Below are 18,371 nucleotides of genomic sequence, written 5' to 3'. Positions count from 1 at the left end.
TTACCCCTTTATAATCGTTTGAAGAATCCGTGCCAGTTCATCTGCCTGCGGTCTTTTCATCATGGTGACATGATCGCCTTTGATGTGGTAATACGAGCACGACTCTTTCGTATAAGCCTCCCAATCTGCGAACTTCTTCTGGAAATCGCTTGCGTGATCACTGCTTTGGACAATATAAAATGGCACAGGAAATGGTTCTTTTTCTAATTCAATGGCTTGTGACATGATCGTATTATGCGTTTGCATTTGCAAATATTTATCTAAATATTGATCATTCATGAATTGATGAACAACTTCATCCTTTTCTGCCTCTTTGAGAATTTTCTGCTTCACTTCTTGGAAGCTCAATCCTTGTAAAGCTTCTGGCTGAATGCCGACCAGGTTCCCCATTCCAAGGACAAGCGCGAGCATTTTTACTTCTTCTTCGTTCATATCGGCATGAAGTGCCTGATCTGCCTCATCTCTTAGCACTGGAACCGTATCTAAAATGATGAGTCCTTTCGGTGCTTTTCCTGCATGAGAGAGCCGCTGATTCATTCCGTAGGCAAGATGCCCGCCCATTGAATGCCCTGCGAGATAGTCAATCCCCGGACGGTAGAACGTTTCAATGGCTTCTATAAAAAGGGTCACAAGCTCCGTGTAATGGAGGAATTGCGGCTCTTCATCCTCATATAGACCAGGAGACTGCAAGGCATACACAGCACCTTGATGTGTCATGAGCTTAGCAACATCAATATAGCCCATCACCGTTCCACCAGCAGGCGGCGCGAAGAATATTCTCGGTTCGGCTGGATCGCCTTTTTTCAGCTCGATCACGTAGTCCTTCGGAGACCTTTCGACGTTCTCAGCGGCTTCTGGCACTGCATCCAAATGGGCGGCTAATTGCGCAGGCGCCGGGTGCATGAAAATCCATTTTGGATCAACACGAACACCTTTTTCTTTTAATTTGGCCACAGCCTGAATACTCATAATGGAATCGCCGCCCAGATCAAAGAAGGAGTCATGCATACCTACTTGCTTCACACCAAGCACTTCCTTGAAAGCTGCGACAATCCGCTCCTCCGTTTCGGTGACCGGTTTGTCGTCATCATGGGAAAGGGAAATTGTTTCTGTTGGCTCTGGCAATGCTTTTTGATCAACCTTTCCGTTCGTTGTCACCGGCATTTCATCCAGTACGATAAAGTAACTTGGAATCATATAGCCTGGCAGGCTTTCCTGCAAAAAGGCTTTCCAGCCCGGAACAGGGTTTTCTTCGTTTGTTACCAGGTAGGCCGCCAGCCGTTTTGAGCTGCCATACGTTTTGGCGATGACTGTACATTCTTTGACTTGTGGATGCTTGAGCAGGGCTGTCTCAATTTCTCCGCATTCAATTCGGTAGCCTCTAATTTTCACTAGATGATCTTTTCGGCCGAGATATTCAATGGTGCCATCTGATCGCCATGTACCAAGGTCGCCTGAACGATACAGCTTGTCTCCCTTTAGTTCAGGGAAAGGATTGTCAATAAACCGCTCCTTTGTCTGCTCTGGATCATGAAGGTAACCTTTCGCAAGACCAGTTCCACCGATATAAATTTCTCCTTTGACGCCTGCTGGTACTGGATTCAGCGCATCGTCCAGTATGACGACAGTTGAGTTCGACACCGGCACACCAATTGGAACTGATTTTGCGCCTGCTGGCACGTGTGTGACTTGATGTGTTGTGGCTAATGTCGTATTTTCTGTTGGACCGTAAGCATTGACGAGCACACCTTCCATATGCGGCAGTGCCTTTCGTGCATGCTCACTAGACATGGCTTCCCCGCCAACGAGTAATGTGCGGTAGCCTGCCACACTTTTCGGATCGTGCTCTACCAGTCGATTAAATAAAGCGGTTGGCAGACAGTTGGCTGTCACTTGATACGTTTTGATGAATTGCGTTAATTCTTCCATATTCAGTGCTGCATATTTTGGGAGCAGAATCAGCTGACCACCATTCAGCAGCATCCCCCATAATTCAAATGTAAAAGCATCAAAAGCATAGTTTGAGAGCTGAAGCATTTTGTCATCTGGGCCGAGCTTGATATAGTTTGTTTCTCTAACTAAGCGGACAACTCCTGCATGAGGAAGCATCACGCCTTTTGGTGTACCTGTTGAGCCTGATGTGTAATTGACATAGGCGATCTGGTCTTCATCTATAATCGATGATTCTCTTTGATACACTGCATTTGTTTCTGGTATTGGCTTGTCCATAATAATCCTTGTACCTGTAAAGCCTACTAGACGATCTGCAAGATGAGACTGGGTGATGATCACATCGCTTTGCGTATCACGAACGATGAGACGGATGCGTGCATCAGGATATTCAGGTGACATCGGAACATATGCAGCACCAGATTTGATGATTCCTAGGACCGACACAATCATGTCAAAGGAGCGATCAAATAGCATCGGGACAAGGGAGCCTGGTCCAATCCCTTTTGACTGCAAGTAAGCAGCAAGCTTTGTTGCCTTCTTATCCAAGGTTTCATATGTCATGTGTTCATCCATATAGGACAAGGCAATACGATGCGGATCACGATTCACCTGCTCTTCAAACAATTCTTGAAGCGTTCGCTTTGGATATGGCGTATCTGTTTGATTTTTCCCTAGAATCATGGCCGCCTGTTCCGCTTTGTCCATTAAGCAATAATCAGCAAATGTACGCTCAGGCTGTGCCGTCATGCCATCTAGCACATGGAGATAATAGTTCATATAACGATGGACGGTCTCTTGATCAAATAAGTCCGTATTGTATTCCACCTGAATCGACAGCTGCTCTTCCTGTTCAAATACATGCAGGGTGAGATCAAATTTAGATACTGTATGATGGACCATCACATGTTCACTTGTCAGCCCTTTAAGGTTTACATCGAGCGAATCGGTGACATACCCCATGGCCGCCTGAAAAATAGGGGATCGGCTTAAATCTCTATCTAACGAAAGGTCATCGACAAGCTTGTCAAATGGATAATGCTGATGCTCAAACGCTTTTAACGTCATCTCTTTCACGTTTTCCAAAAGATCGGCGAACGTCTCTGCTGTTGAGACGTCCTGTCTCAGCGCAAGTGTATTCACAAACATCCCAACGAGCTGCTCTGATTGCTTGGCATCCCGGCCCGCGATAGGCGATCCAATGATGATATCTGTCTGTCCGGACAGCTTGTGAAGCAGGACGTAGTACGCGGACAGCATCGTCATGAACAATGTCGTGCCCTGCTGCTTGGACAAAGCCTGCAAGCGGCGGATAAGCGGTTCATCCAGTACGATTTGCTCTGTAGCACCGTTAAATGTTTGAACCGGCGGACGAGGACGGTCAAACGGCAGCTCCAGCACTGGAAGTTCACCTTGTAACGTATTGAGCCAATAGGTTTGGTCTTCTTGATGATGCTTTAATTGTTCATTTTCCCAATGTACATAGTCTGTCCATTCGATTTCTAAGGCTGGGAGCTGCGGCGTTTCATCTGCAAGCAGCGCTTCATACGCCACTTCTAATTCCTGAATGAGCAGGCTGAGTGACCATGCATCTGAAATGATGTGGTGCTGCGCGCAAAGGAGATAATACTCCTCCTTGCCCATATCTACTATCGTCCACTGCGCAAGAGGTCCTCTTTCTAAATCATAAACGCGGTCTGCCTCTTGCTGAATGAGCTGCTTGAGTCTTCTCGCTCTTGTTTTTTCATTAAATAACGAGAAATTTGCCACTGTCACAGATGGCGGAAGGTCTTCACGAATGAGTTGAACCGGCTTGCCGCCAAGTGATTTAAATACTGCCCGAAGTGCTTCATGCCGCTTTGTTAAAAGACCAATCGCTTTTGTTAATGCTTGAATGTGTAATGGTCCTGTCAGCTTCCAAGCACCTAATATATTGTAATGATGGCTCTTTTCTAATGTGGATAAGAACCAAATACGCTTCTGGGCATGTGACAGCTCATAGCTTGTTTGCTTTTCAAGCTTTGGAATTTTAGCTTCCTGAACGGCTGGCGCCCCTTTGATGTCATCAACCATTTTCGCCAGATGTGCCAGATGTTTGCTTTCAAATAATATTTTTAAAGGCGCCTTCATTGAAAATTCATGATTGATCCGGGAAATGGTTTGAGTCGCCTTTAGTGAATGTCCGCCAAGGTCGAAGAATTGATCCTCTTTATACACGCGATCTACATCTAAAATGTCCTCCCATATGGCGGCAAGAAGCTGCTCTGTCTTCGTTTCTGGCAATTGCTTTTCAAGGCTTTGTCCATTTTTGTCATGATTCAATTTGAGTGCTTCATGATCAATAGAGCCATCTTGCTTTTTCGGTATTTCCTGTACTTGCTGAATGTCCCATTTGCTTGCTGCGACGCTCGTGATCTCTTCAACATTCACTTCTTCGCCAGGCTGAACGGTGTAAAAAAGCTTTTTCTCAAAGACCGGTATGGGAGCTGGCTGAAGATACCCGGCGATGTCTGGATTTGCTCCGTCCAGACCAATAAATAGATGCGCTTCATTGAGCCGGACACCTAGACATAATGAATGGAGACCTTGCTTCTTTCCAATCAATTGAAATCCCTTGCGAACGGTGAGAGCTGCTCCGGTATGCCCCTTAGACAAACCGAGATTATCCCACATACTGAAGTTCAAAGAGATCGCTCGTCTTCCTTCTTGAAAGGTGAGAGCGTGCGCGAGTCCATCTAAAAAGCTGTTGGCCGCAGAGTATGCCCCAAATGTTGTGCCGCCAAAAAAGCCATTGACCGATCCAAAAAAGACAAACGGTACTGTCGGATCATACTTAAAGGCTTCCTGCAGGACCCATGCCCCGTCTGCTTTCCCTGACATTTCTTTTGTGAAATCCTCTTCAGACGTATGAGCCAGTGTATACTTGTCCGCCTGCTGAAAATGCTCAGACACATGACCAGCACCGGCCAAATGCAGCACACCCCGGATCGATTGTCCAAAGTGCTTTTCTGCTTCATAAATCGCCTGTTCAACTTCACGTAAATCGGTCACATCCGCTTGGATATAAATGACGTCACCAGCATCTTTTAGCTGTGACAAGGCTTCTTTCTTTTCCAAGCTGTCTTCTAGAGATGTCCGTCCGATCAAGACGAGCTTTAAGCCAAATTGGAGCATCTGCTTAGACAGCTCAAACCCAATCCCGCCAAGTCCTCCAGTTAATAAATAAAGACCTTCATATTCTAAATAACCTTCTGTTTGAGGCGCTTCGATCATATTGACTTTTTCCAGCTTTGGTACGAATCTGTCTCCATTTCGGTAAGAAACCTCTGCTTTTATATGAATCGCAGACAATTCTTCCGCAATATGCTTGGCATCCTGTTCTACATTCTCCGCTTCAATATCAAGATGAGACACCTCTGCTCCTTCCCATTCTTGCGGAATGGTTTTTAGCAGACCTACAAGCGGCGTTTTCTCCACATGAAGATCGTCTTCAGGCTTCACAAATTGACCACCTTTTGTCACAACGACAAGACGGATAGGCACTTTATTTGCTTGTCTCAATGCTTGATACAAGTACAAAATGGATTGATTGGTGCTGGCATGCAGCTCTTTGAACTGCGCAGGATCAACGATGTCTTCTTTGTCTGACACATTCCACAGATGGAGCATGCGGCCGATCTTTAGTTCATCTGCTTCAAGTGCGGCAATGAGCCTGACGTAATCCCCCTTGATTCTCGGATTTATCTGGTACATCCCTTTGGACAGACGCAAAAATTCATGCCCTTTTCTCACAGAAATATATGGCTGTTTCTTTTGCTCAAATTGGGCGTAAAGCGATTGAAAAAGCCCTTTTTCATCCTCGAAAACGAGTACATGATCAGTAAAAGGGTGAGTTGGACCGATATGCTCCTTAGCCCAAATGCGTTTGAAAAACCAGTCTGGGAGTGTTTGTTCATTTTCAGAAGCAAGATCAAGTGTCTGTTCAATGTCACGGAAGGCTCCATCTTTTAGTGCTGCGCCTAACTGGGCACGCTGGATTTTCCCACTCTCCGTTTTTGGAAATTGGTCTTTTTTCACCGGAATGATGTGATCAGGCTCTATGCCGATTTTTCGAATGATGGCCTCTCTTATCTGTTGAATTATCGCGATTTGTTCCTCTATTGAATCCCTTTGTGAGACAAAAAAGACGGCAAGCGTGTCATTGCTTGATTCGGGATTATAAATGCCGTACGCAGCGGCAAAGGTGACTTCGACCCCGTCCACCTCTTCTACAACCGCTTCAATTTCGTAATTCAAATAGTTAGCGCCGTTGATCACAATGATGTCTTTTTCTCGACCTGTCAGAACGAGACGCCCTTCATGAATAAAACCTAAATCTCCCGTGTGAAACCAGCCGTTTTCCGCAAATACTTCTCGATTGGCTTCTTCATTTTGATAGTAGCCCATCATAATTGTTGGACTCTTCACCTGCAAGCGCCCAACCTGATCTTCTGGCAGCACCTCGTGATGCTCATCTACAATTCGAATCCATACAGAAGGAATCGGCGTGCCGACTTCTGTAAACGTCATCTTGTTCGGATGATCGTGCGTCACATATTCGATCTCACTTGTTAACGAGGCCTGATCAATCGTCAGCTGTCCATCCTGTTCACTGTTCCGCATAAATTTCTTTGACTGAACAATGGCTGAGGATGTTTCTGACATACCGTAAGCAGGTACCATCGCATGACGGCTTAATCCGTGCTGCCCCATCATGTGCAAGAAGCGCTGCGTGACTTTCGGAACAACCGCTTCGGCTGCATTCATGATATAAGTCAGAGTAGACAGATCCCAGCTCCCCTTACGAATCTCGTCCTCATATTCATTCATCATGGCAAAGGCAAAGTTTGGCGCCCATGTCCTTGTGACACCGTATGTTTCTACCCAATCCAGCCACACCATCGGCCGCTCGATAAATTGATCGATGGAGGGACTAATCTGCTGGCAGCCAAGGTAGACGTCATGTACATGAAACATGACAATTCCACCAACATGATCAAGCGGCATCCAGTTAAGCGACACATCCTCATGTGTAAAGCCGTTTACCTGCTCAAAGGCCATAATTCTAGATAAAATGCTTTGATGATGATGACGGATACACTTTGGTATACCCGTACTTCCTGAAGACAGCAGCTGCAGCACAGGCTCATACGGCTCTGGCTCATAATGCTGTTCATCTGGTTCATACGCCAGCAATGCTTCAATTGTTAAGATAGGCATGACCTTTGCTTCAAATGTCTCACGCAGCCCAGCAATGTCCTCAGCACTTGCTTCATTCGTAATAATGAAAGGTTCATTTTGCAGCTGAAACACGCCCTTCAGCTTATTCACACCTTGATTCACTTCATCATAAACAGGCGGCACAGAGACTGGGGTCGGAATGATTCCTCCGAGAATACAGCCCCAGAACACCGTGATAAAATCTTGATGGTCTTTCAATTGAAGTAACACTTGATCGCCGTTTGACAGTCCTGCTGCCCTTAAACCAGACAGAACCCGTTCAGCGCTAGTTAGTAATTCAGGATATGTTTGGGTCAACGTACGCCCGCCTTCTTTCAAATAAGTCACCCCGCGGTCTGGTGACATAAAGGCTGATCGAATCAGCACCTCTGTCAGTGTGACAGGTGTGCCTGGTTTTTTGATCACACCTCCGCCATATACAAGTGCGGGCGGCTTCTCATGTAGAGATGATGGTTTTGTTTTGCCCGCTTCACTTTTTGAAAGCGGTTCGTTTCCTTGAGTACGCTGTCGATCAGGAAACAGGTCATCTAGATGATAGGGCGTACGTTTTTCTGACTGACTTTCAATGAAAGCGGCCGCTTCCTCTACTCCATCTATAGCTTTGGCGCGCTCTTCTATCTTTCTTAATTCCTCTTGATCTATGATTTCAATTGAAAGCAGTGCCTCTTTGTCGACTGCTCCACTTTCTGTCTTTGGCAAAGAAGGTAATAAGACGAGAGCGGCTGGCACTTCATGAGGATGAAGCGGACCTTTCTTCAGATCCTCTCTTGTCAACGAAGCGTCCTTCGCCTGTGCAAATAGCACAAGCGATAGACTGCCTTCTTGATTTTTCTTCGGAATGATGGCACATTCCTTAAGCGGAAAATGAAGCATCATGACTTGCTCTAATGCTTTGAGATCTATCCGTTTTCCGTTGATTCTGACGATATGATTTGCTGCATGTCCTTTTCGTCTACTCACTAACATCGTTCTTCTCCTCCTACATCCAATCCAAAATCTGAATCTTGTTTTCTTCAGTCCAAACGCCGACATCCCCTGTCGGATAGAGGTATTCGCCAGTTTGATGTTTGAATGGATGCGGAATTTTATGCGTTTCCATCCAATCGGCAAGCTCCCCGCAAATTGCTTTGATGTCCTTTGCACCGATAAAAATATCTCCAGGAAATCCTACCGGCATGAGCTGATGCTCTTCGCTCAGGACATATATTTCCGTCTCACAGGAAGGATCATGCACACCTGAATAGACCTCTTCTTGATCTGGGTACAGCACGCTGACTTGTGCATTTTTCGCCCAATCGGTGATCATCCGCTCTTTTTCTTCATTCGTCACGATCGTGAAAGAAGAGAGGGGTGTCTCCATTTGTTCTGTCATCGCTTCAAGTGTATGGATCAGCTGCTGCATCAGCGCTTGTATTTGCTTTTCTGTATATTGATTAAAGCGATATGTGACCCGAAGCTCCAGCGTATCTCCCGGAACTGCCACAAGGGTCAGGTCATAGTTCGTTTCTTCATGACTCGCAATGTCTAAAATGCGCACTCCGTATGGCTCGATAGATTCAATTGGATAGTTTTCAAACACGACAATGCTGTTAAACAATGAATCTCCATTCGGGATGTGGGTCAGCTGCTGAATATCTGGCAGTACGGTATATTCGAATTCCCGCATCTGAAATACTGTTTCTTGTGTATGTGCCAGCAGCTTGGAAATGGTCCACTCTGGCGTGATCGGCAAACGGAGCGGCAATGTGTTAATAAAGAGCCCTGTCATGCTTTCAACCTGTGGTAAGTCCGCCGGCCGTCCTGATACTGTCACTCCGAACACAACATCCTCTGCTCCTGAATGAAGATGCAAAAGCAGTCCCCATGCTGTTTGAATCAAAGTGCTCATTGTCACCTTCTTCTTGCCTGTCATCTCTTCGAGTTTCTGCTGCATCTCGGGCGTTAGTTTGATACTTAGTTGATCAACACCTGCATCTTCATCCGAAGCCTGCCCGCCGTCTCCTGGTAGCGGTGTAGCCTCCTCTACTCCTGACATATAACCTTTCCAGAACTCTAGCGCCTTCTCTTGATCCTGCTTTTGCAGCCACTCGATAAAATCTTTATATGGACGGACAGGAGGAAGATCCACCTCCCGTTCATCCACAAGAGAGCGGTACAAAGAAAAGGATTCTTCAATAAAGCTGAACAAGCTCCAGCCATCGATTAAAATATGATGAAAGCTAAAAATAAACGTGCATGTGTTTTCATCACGATGGAATAAAGCAATACGAATCAGCGGTTCATCCGTATCTTCTAGTTTGAAATCCTTTAAACGATCCGTTTGCAAATATTGCTGGATGGCTTCCTTCTGATCCGTTTCACTCAGGTGGCGCACATCGTGCTGAGTGAGATGAATGCTTCCTTCTGATTGAATCAACTGAACAGGCTCCTTTAGCCCTTCCCAAGCAAATGTTGTCCGCAAAATCGAATGACGCTCCACAAGCAGATTCCAGGCTTTTTCATAGGCTGCGCCGTCCGTTAAGCCTTCGAGCGTCATATGCACTTGACCAAAATACGCCTGTGACGCTTGATCTAATAGAGCATGAAACAGCATCCCTTGCTGCATTGGAGATAGTGGATACACATCCACTACATTGTCTGGAAGCTCATCAATTTGCTCTTGCGTCAGCTGAACCATTGGAAAATCAGATGGCGTAAAGCCGCCTTTTGTCTCTACACAATGCGTCAGAATATCCTCCATTTTTTCTTTGAACCGTTCAGGTAACAGGCGCACCTCTTCATACTGAAGCAGTTCACGGTTTATCATAAAATTCATCTGAAGCTGACCGTTCACAACATATCCGTACACATCGATCAAATGCTGTCTTTCTGCTTTTGGATCATGTACAAGTCCATTTCGTTCATCTGCTAAATAAAGATGTGCTTCACCGTCTATTTGATCTAACTGTCCAAGATAATTAAAGCTCATTTGCGGCGCTGCCTTTTTGAGGAAACGAGATGCTGTCATGTATTGAAGCAAGCCATAGCCGATTCCCTTTTGCGGCACAGCTCTTAAGGTTTCTTTGACATCTTTGATTTGTCTCTCAATATCGGTTTGAATAAAAGGAATAAAAATAGGATAAGAGCTTGTAAACCATCCGACTGTTCGTGACAAATCCATCTGTTCAAATAAATCCTCGCGTCCGTGCCCTTCTAACGTGATGAGCAGCGGCTTTCCAACGGCTTGTGTGAGTCCTGATAAGAGTAAATCGTTTACCTCTGTTCGGTACGCTTGTGATGCCTGCCTTAGTAAAATATCTGTTTGATCCTTCGTCAATTGAATAGACAGGATCTCTGCATGTTCTTCTATATTGAAAAGCGCAGGTGTTTGAAAAGGAGAACCCTCTTCCTCTTGACTGATGATATTTTGCCAAAAAGGAACCTGCTCTTGTAATTGATCGGTTTGTGCATATTCATAAAGAGCATCTGCCCACTGCTGATAGGACGCAGTTTTCTTTGCAAGCTCGATTTCCTGCCCTGCCGCAAGCTGCTTCAGTCCATTTAATAGGTCTTCCTGTATGATGCGCCATGAGATTCCATCCATCACAAGATGATGGGCAGCGATAAAGAGTTCTGACGTACCATTACTTGTGTGAAAAAGAATGGCTTTGATGACTTCTCCCCGCTCTAATGACAACGTTCCTTGACAAGCGGCGGTCTCCATGCGGATTTGTTCCAGCGCTTCCTTCTGAGAAACACCCGTCAAATCAAAGAAGGAAACACAAGGGGTGATGCCAGGCTGACGAATGGTTTGAATCCACGAGCCATCTTCTGCTTTTGTATATACCGCTCTCAGCATATCGTGATGATCGACAACTTTTGAGAGAACCTGTGTCAGCTGCTTGAGCTGTATGGTTTCCTTGAATTCCATATGCGCTGATAAATTCCAATAATCTTGGTTTGTCATTGATTGCTCAAAGAACCATGATTGGATTGGAAGCAGACGAACAGCTCCTGTGACAGGCGACTGATCATAGAACGCAGCAGCATCTGACCTTTTCATAGCAAGTGCCAGCTGTGAAATCGTCTGTTTTTCAAATACATCTCTCGGCTGAATGACATAGCCTTCCTGTACTAAGCGCGCCACCATTTGTATGACAATAATCGAATCTCCGCCAAGCTCAAAGTAGTTATCATGCACGCCAATCGAAGGCGTACCGAGCAGCTGAGTCCATACTTTTTCCAGTACACGCTCTTCCTCACTGAGTGCCCTGTCAGCCGGTTTGTCCACTTCTTCCTGTCTCCACTCTGGCGGCGGGAGACGTTTTTGGTCTACCTTGCCATTTGCCGTGAGCGGGAGTTCCTCCAGCTCTATTAATAGGCTTGGCACCATATAATCTGGCAGTATTTCTTTTAATTGATGGCGAATGTCTTGCGTGGTCATGCTGCCCTTTTGGACAAAATAACCGATCAATCGCTTATGACCACTCTCATGCTGATGCGGAATGACCGCACATTCTATGATGTCTTCAAAGCGCAGCATAGCAGCTTCAATTTCTCCGCATTCGACGCGGTGCCCGCGAATTTTCACTTGATGATCGATTCTTCCAAGGCAGTCGATGATGCCGTTTGGCAGCCAGCGGCCCATATCGCCTGTTTTATATAAACGCGCTCCTTCTTGGAAAGGATGCGGGATAAATGATTGCGATGTTTTTTCTTCATCTCCAAGGTATCCGAGTGCAAGCCCTGTACCTCCTACGTAAATCTCTCCAATGACACCTTGCGGAACCGGCTGTAGCTGGTCGTCTAGTACATAGGCCTGAGAATACGCAATTGGCTGACCGATAGGAACCGCCACCTGCCCCTCATCCAGTGCCCGAATGTGATGCACACAGGAGAACGTCGTATTCTCAGTTGGTCCATAGCCGTTTAAAAGGCCTTCAGGTAAATACGGCAGCGCTTTACGGATATGAGCAGCTGACAAAGCATCACCGCCGACCAATAAGGCATCGAATCCACATAAAGCTTCTGGATGTTCCTCTGTTAATCGGTTAAACAGCGGCACTGTCAGAAATCCTGTTGTGATCTTGTAAGATGTCAGCGTGTCAGCGAGTGTATCCATTGATAAGATCGTATTTCGATCAGTCAGTATCAGCCTTCCCCCGTTGAGCAGGGCTCCCCATATTTCATACGTAAAGGCATCAAAGGAAAAGCTCGAGATTTGTAAAATACGCGTTTGTTCATCAAGGGTGACATAATCTGTTTCGCATACAAGCCGGATGACCGCTTGATGCGGAATTAAAACCCCTTTTGGCTGACCGGTTGATCCTGATGTGTAATTGATATAAGCGAGTCCATCAGGTTTTAAAGCAGCAGACTTGAGTTCTGCCTCTGATAAAAACTCTTCATACCCCTGATCAAGACAAATGAGCTCGGTTTGACTGATCGAGACTTGTTTCAGCCATTCATTTTTTGTCAGTAACAACTGAATACTTGTATCCCTCAGCATATAATCAATGCGTGCATCTGGATATTCAGGATCAATTGGGACGTAGGCCCCGCCTGCTTTCACAATCGCCAGCACCCCAAAAATCATTTCAGGCGACCTGTCGATCAGAAGCCCTACTGGTTCATGCGGCTTCACTCCTCGCTGCTGCAGATAAGCGGCAAGCCGGTCGACTTTCTCTTGTAACTCCTGATACGTCCACTTATTTTCCCCAGATTCGAGGGCGATCGCATGAGGTGTCTTTTTCACCTGCGCTTCAAACCGTTCTGTGATGAGAAGCGGGCCTGCTGGTTGTTCTGTTTTGCCGCTCCATTCATAGAGCAGCTGCTGCCTCTCTTTCTCTGGCAGATAATTCATTTGTCTGATCGGCTGTGCTGGATTTTCACAAATACATGCAAGCAGCTGCTCGTAGTAACGAAGGAACCGTTCCATCGTGTCGTCAGAAAATAAGTCTGCATCATACTCCAGTTTTAATTGAAGACCCTCCGCCCCTTCAAAAACAAACAGAGAGAGATCGAATTTGGCTGTATCATTATCTTCAATAGCTAAAACAGATGTCACCTCACCCATCGGAGAAGCTTCAAGGGGCAAGTTTTGCAGAACGAACATGACCTGAAACAGCGGCTGCTTCCCAGCCTCACGTACAATATTCAGCTCATCTACAACCATCTCAAACGGCACATCCTGATGCGCATAGGCACCCATTGTTGTTTCCTTCACTCGCTCTAATAGCTCTGTGAAAGCCGGATTCCCGCTATGATCGATCCGAAGTGCCAGCGTATTCACGAAAAATCCGATGAGCTGCTCCATCTCCGTCCGATTTCTCCCGGCAATGACGGATCCAATGACAAACTCATCCTGTGAAGACAATCGATGCAGCAAGGTAGAGAAAGCCGAAAGTAATGTCATATAAAGGGTGCTGTCCGTTTTCTGAGAAAGAGCAGCCAGCTGGTCAGACAGCGGCTTCGATAAGCGGTATTTTTTCGTTTTTCCCCTATAGGATTGAACGGCCGGACGCGTGTAGTCATACGATAGCATCAACTCTTCCACAGGTACCGCAAATTGCTCCTTCCAATAGGAAAGTTGTTTATGCATTGTTTCTCCCGTCAAATACTCCTTCTGCCAGAGTGCGTAATCTGCATATTGAATCGGCAGCGGTGAGAGATCAGGCTCCCTCCCTTCGATGATCGCTGTATACCATTCGGACAGCTCCTTTGCGGCAATGCCAATCGACCAGCCATCTGACACGATGTGGTGAATAGACATCAGCAGCAAATGATCTGTTTCTGACAGTCGAATTAGTTTCACCCGAAAGAGTGCATCATGCTCTAAGCGGAAAGGCGTGCCCGCTTCTGTTTTCGCCCACTCAGCCGCTTTTTGTTCTTTTTCTTCCTGTGATGCCAAATCTGATACATCGACCACCTCAAGCGCTGGAAGAGTCATATGCTCATGTATGATTTGTACCGGTTCATCGCCGTTCATCGCAAAGGATGTTCTGAGTGATTCATGCCTTTGCACCATTTGCTGCAGGCTGCGCTGAAGCACCTTTACATCTAAAGGTCCATTCATCCGAAAGGAAATCGTATTATTGTATAATGGTAGATCAGGCTGTAATTGATAGAGAAACCACTGTCTTTGCTGGGCATAGGACATCGGAAGCTCCTGTCCCTTTTCTATTTTCCGTATCAGAATCGCTTCATCGGCTTTGGCATGTGAATCAATCCACTCCGCTAACTCTCCAAGTCTCGTATGCTCAAAAAGAACAGCGAGCGGCACGTCAAATCCCGTTTTCTGTCTAACAGCAGACAGCATTTGCGTTGCCTTGAGCGAATGACCTCCGAGTAGAAAGAAATGATCACCACAGCTGATGTTTGAGACATCAAGCAGCTCGGACCAAATGTGTGCCAAGAGTTTCTCCGTCTCAGTTTGAGGTGCTCTGTCCTCTGAAGCATGTCCACTTTCCTCTATTAATTCATTGAAATGCACTTCGTCCGGCATCCCATCCTCTGTTTCTTTCCAGTATTCTTCAGGATATAGATGGACGGAATATTCACCAGAGAGACGAGACTGTATACACGTATAAATGGACTGATACAGCCTTTCTTCAACAGCCTTTGTTTGATCGGTTTTGAAAAAGACATATATGACCTGCTCTGTTTGAGTCTCCCCCTGTATCATCTCTTGAATTTCCTGCTTCGCCCGATCCAGCCCGATATAAATGAGTGGAGCCTCTGTCATCATGCATGCAAGCATTGTTTGAATGCCCGCCCGCTTTGGAATCGGGAGATAGCCCCTTTCTTTTAGCATGCCTTTGATCATCGAACCTTCACTCATTCCGGTCTCATCCCACATGCTAAAGCTAAAGCAATACGGTTTTAATGTAGATGTCAGCCTCTGATAATGAGCAAATTGTTCAACGAACTCATTGGCCGCACAATAAGCGCCAACGGTCATCCCGCCCTTTAACGTTCGAGCTGACGAGCTAGAAAGGAATATGACATTCTCCCGTTTAGAGGCTGCTTCATGAAGCGCAATCGTGCCATATACCTTCGCTTCGTACATCGCATGTAATGACACAGACGTCATATCACGAAGCAGCTCTTCTTGAATGATGCCAGCGAAATGAATAACGCCATGCAGCCTTTTACCTAAAGCCGTCTCCTCTCTTGAGATCAGGGCTTCAATGGCTTTTGCGTCAGTAATGTCTACTTTTTCATAAAGAACTGTACCGCCGCGCTTTTCCGCTAGTTTCTCAAGTGAAATCAATACGTCTTGCTGCTCCATAGATAAAGCCTCTCTCGCCTTTCTTCCAACCAGCACAAGTTGCGCTTGATAGGATGTCAGCAGGTGCTCACTAAACATCCTCCCAATGCCGCCAAGCCCGCCTGTCATCACGTAAAGCCCGGATGATTCAAATGGCGGTTTCTTCATCCTTTGTTCTTTTTCCAGATGAAGCGGTGTTAAAAGAGGAGTATAACGAACACCTTCACGATAAGCGGCGATATGATGGCTTGTGTCATGTGTGAGCTCTGTCATGATCGATGATGCATGAGAACGGCCAGCGTCCGGTTCTGCCAGAGAAAAATCAAGACACCGCACCTTGATAAACGGCCATTCATGCTGAACAGCTGTCATCAATCCCGCTGTCGTTGCTTTCTCCACATCATGTGTTTGATCTTCCGGCAAATTCATCGCATTGGCAGAGACAAAGGTGATCTCTACCGGCTCATCATAGGCAGCGACCGCTTTAGTTACATATAGTGCACTCATACTGCCTGTTTTCTGCGCTTCTTTCGCCAACGCTGCATGAAGTGTGTCTTCTTGAGTTGTGTAGTTCCAAAGGTGAATGATTTGTTTCACCGAAACGCCATACGAACGGAGCGTCTCAAAGAGTTGTTCGTAGTCAGACGGCCGATTCGGGTGGATGATGAAGTGTGTTTGTGTAAGTTGTGTGAATGCTTGACCCGGTTCAACCGTAATATATGTTTGTTCATTGCTTGAAAGGGATCTCAATTGATCTGCCAGCCCTAATGTGTCTGCAAAGATCACCATATTCCCTTCTGTTTGTTTTTCCGCTTCATGAAGCGGAGCAGGTGTCCACTTCTTTTGTAAACTCCAATCAGGCAAGGTGTGTTCATTTTCAAGTCTGATGTCCAGCTCCTTGATGATTTCATCGAATTCGCCTTCCTGCCATCGCTTCTTGAGCTGTGCCCTTTCTATTTTTCCAGAGCTTGTTTTCGGAAAGGCGTGCTTCTGGACAGGGATCACACGCGATGCAGACAACCCCATTTTTGTTGCAATATGGGATTTGATATTCTGACTTGCCCTCATGATATAAGAAGGTTCATACAGCTTCGGTGTAAAAAAGAGAATCAGCTCGTCGGATGCAGATGCTTCCATCCGGGCGGAACAAGCGGCTACAAAGCTCGTTTCGACGCCAGGTACTTCCTCTGCAACGACTTCTATTTCATAGTTGTGATAATTTTTCCCGTTGATGATGATCATGTCTTTTTCTCTTCCGGTTAATGTCAGCCTTCCATCGTGCAGAAAACCTAAATCCCCCGTGTGAAACCAGCCGTCTGTTTGAAAGACTTCTTGATTCGCTTCGTCATTCTTGTAATAGCCCTTCATTGTCGTCGGCCCTTTAATTTGCACACTGCCAATATGATCTTCGGGAAGAAGCTCATTCTGATGATTAACGATACGAATCGTGATACCAGGAATTGGCCTTCCCAGCTCTGTAAAGCTGACAGTTCCTGTCTCACGTGCCTCCGCTGGTCTTAGCTGCTCTGTGAGTGATGTTTCCTCAAAGGTTAGAACCCCGCTGCTTTCATCTCCCCGTTCTATCGCAAAAGAGAAGACAACGGCTGAAGAGATTTCAGACATGCCAAATGCCGGTCTCATGACGTCTCCCTTTAAGCCGTGCGGAGCAAGCAAGTGTAAAAATCGGTGAATCGTCTTCGGTACGACCGCTTCAGCCCCATTGATCATACAAGTCATAGCAGAAAGATCCCAAGATCCTGATGAAATGTCTTTCTCATAATCATTGATCATCGCAAATGCGAAGTTAGGCGCCCATGTCTTTGTTGCACGGTAGCGGTCCATCCAGTCAAGCCAGCGCAGCGGCTGAGCGATAAAATCATCTGTTCTTGCCCGAACCTGCTCACAGCCCGTGTACACATTGACAAGGTGAAACATCACAATACCGCCAATATGATCTAAAGGCATCCAGTCTAACGACACATCCTCTTGTGTAAACCCATTGGCTGCCACTGTTCCTTTGATATTCGCCAGCACGCTTCGATGAGAATGCTCTACGCATTTGGGCATCCCTGTACTTCCAGACGTTAAGATAAAAAAGACTGAATCATCCGGTGACGCTGGATAAGCTTCTATATCTCTCGCTAAAGAAAGCATCGGCTCAACGGCTGCGACTCGTAACTTGTCTGTATGCCACAATAAAGCTAAGCCTTGCACCTCATCAATCAGCGAGTCATCTGTTAAAATGAGCGGATGCTCCAGCAGGTTCCACGCATGATGAAGCTTCTTCACAGAGGCATTCATTTCCCGATAGGTCGGTGCAGCCGACACTAGTGTTGGAACAAATCCCCCTAACACACACGCCCAAAAGGCTGTTACCATCGCATGATTGGAAGAAAACTGAAAGAACACAGGATCACCTGGTTCAAGTCCGAGCGCCCTTAAACCTGTCAGAACCCGCTCGGCATCCTTCTTTAACTGCGCGTAGGATTGTGTGAGTTCATTTTCACTATTGACGATATAAGTCAGCCCATTTGTCGTTTTTGCCGCCTCCGTTAAGGCGTCCTGCAAGGTTTGGGCTCCTGCCTTAACATCTAGATCCCCTCCATAGGAAAGGGCGGGCGGCATGTCCGCTAAAGCAAGGGAAGCTGTTTGCGTCTGTATCGATTCAGATGCGGCCTCCTGCTCCATGTGATTGTCGAGAAATAAATGAGAGAGGTGATATGGCCGCGGTCGAATGGTTTTTTCACGAGAAAAAACAGCGAAGCGTTCGATTTCGTTGGTTTGTAAAATGGTTCTCTGTACATCTTGTAAAATCGTATCCATTGATTCATGTACATTTGATTGGTTCATAATTGATGGTTTCATATGAGTTCCTTTCCTTTTTTATCAGGCA

General features: G+C 46.1%; 2 protein-coding genes. Both read right to left on the bottom strand.

Features of this window, described 5'->3' with window-relative positions:
- Positions 1–8,196: a non-ribosomal peptide synthetase gene (locus tag EV579_RS15210; RefSeq protein ID WP_133744745.1), complete on the bottom strand. Its 8,196-nt coding sequence runs from the start codon at positions 8,194–8,196 to the stop codon at positions 1–3.
- Positions 8,197–8,209: 13 nt separating this feature from the next.
- Positions 8,210–18,343, bottom strand: a complete 10,134-nt coding sequence (locus EV579_RS15205) for a non-ribosomal peptide synthetase (protein WP_133744744.1) — start codon at positions 18,341–18,343, stop codon at positions 8,210–8,212.
- Positions 18,344–18,371: the final 28 nt, after the last annotated feature.

Origin of the sequence: Bacillus sp. BK450, from assembly GCF_004364885.1 — a bacterium.
Classification (GTDB): Bacteria; Bacillota; Bacilli; order Bacillales; family Bacillaceae; genus Bacillus; species Bacillus safensis.
The sequence above is the reverse complement of the archived record's forward strand: the minus strand, read 5'-3'. Positions and strand labels throughout refer to the sequence as shown.

Bases quoted from the DNA above. Each gene is read 5' to 3' on its own strand.
- EV579_RS15210 (WP_133744745.1), bottom strand. From the start codon at position 8,196: ATGTTAGTGAGTAGACGAAAAGGACATGCAGCAAATCATATCGTCAGA.
- EV579_RS15205 (WP_133744744.1), bottom strand. From the start codon at position 18,343: ATGAAACCATCAATTATGAACCAATCAAATGTACATGAATCAATGGAT.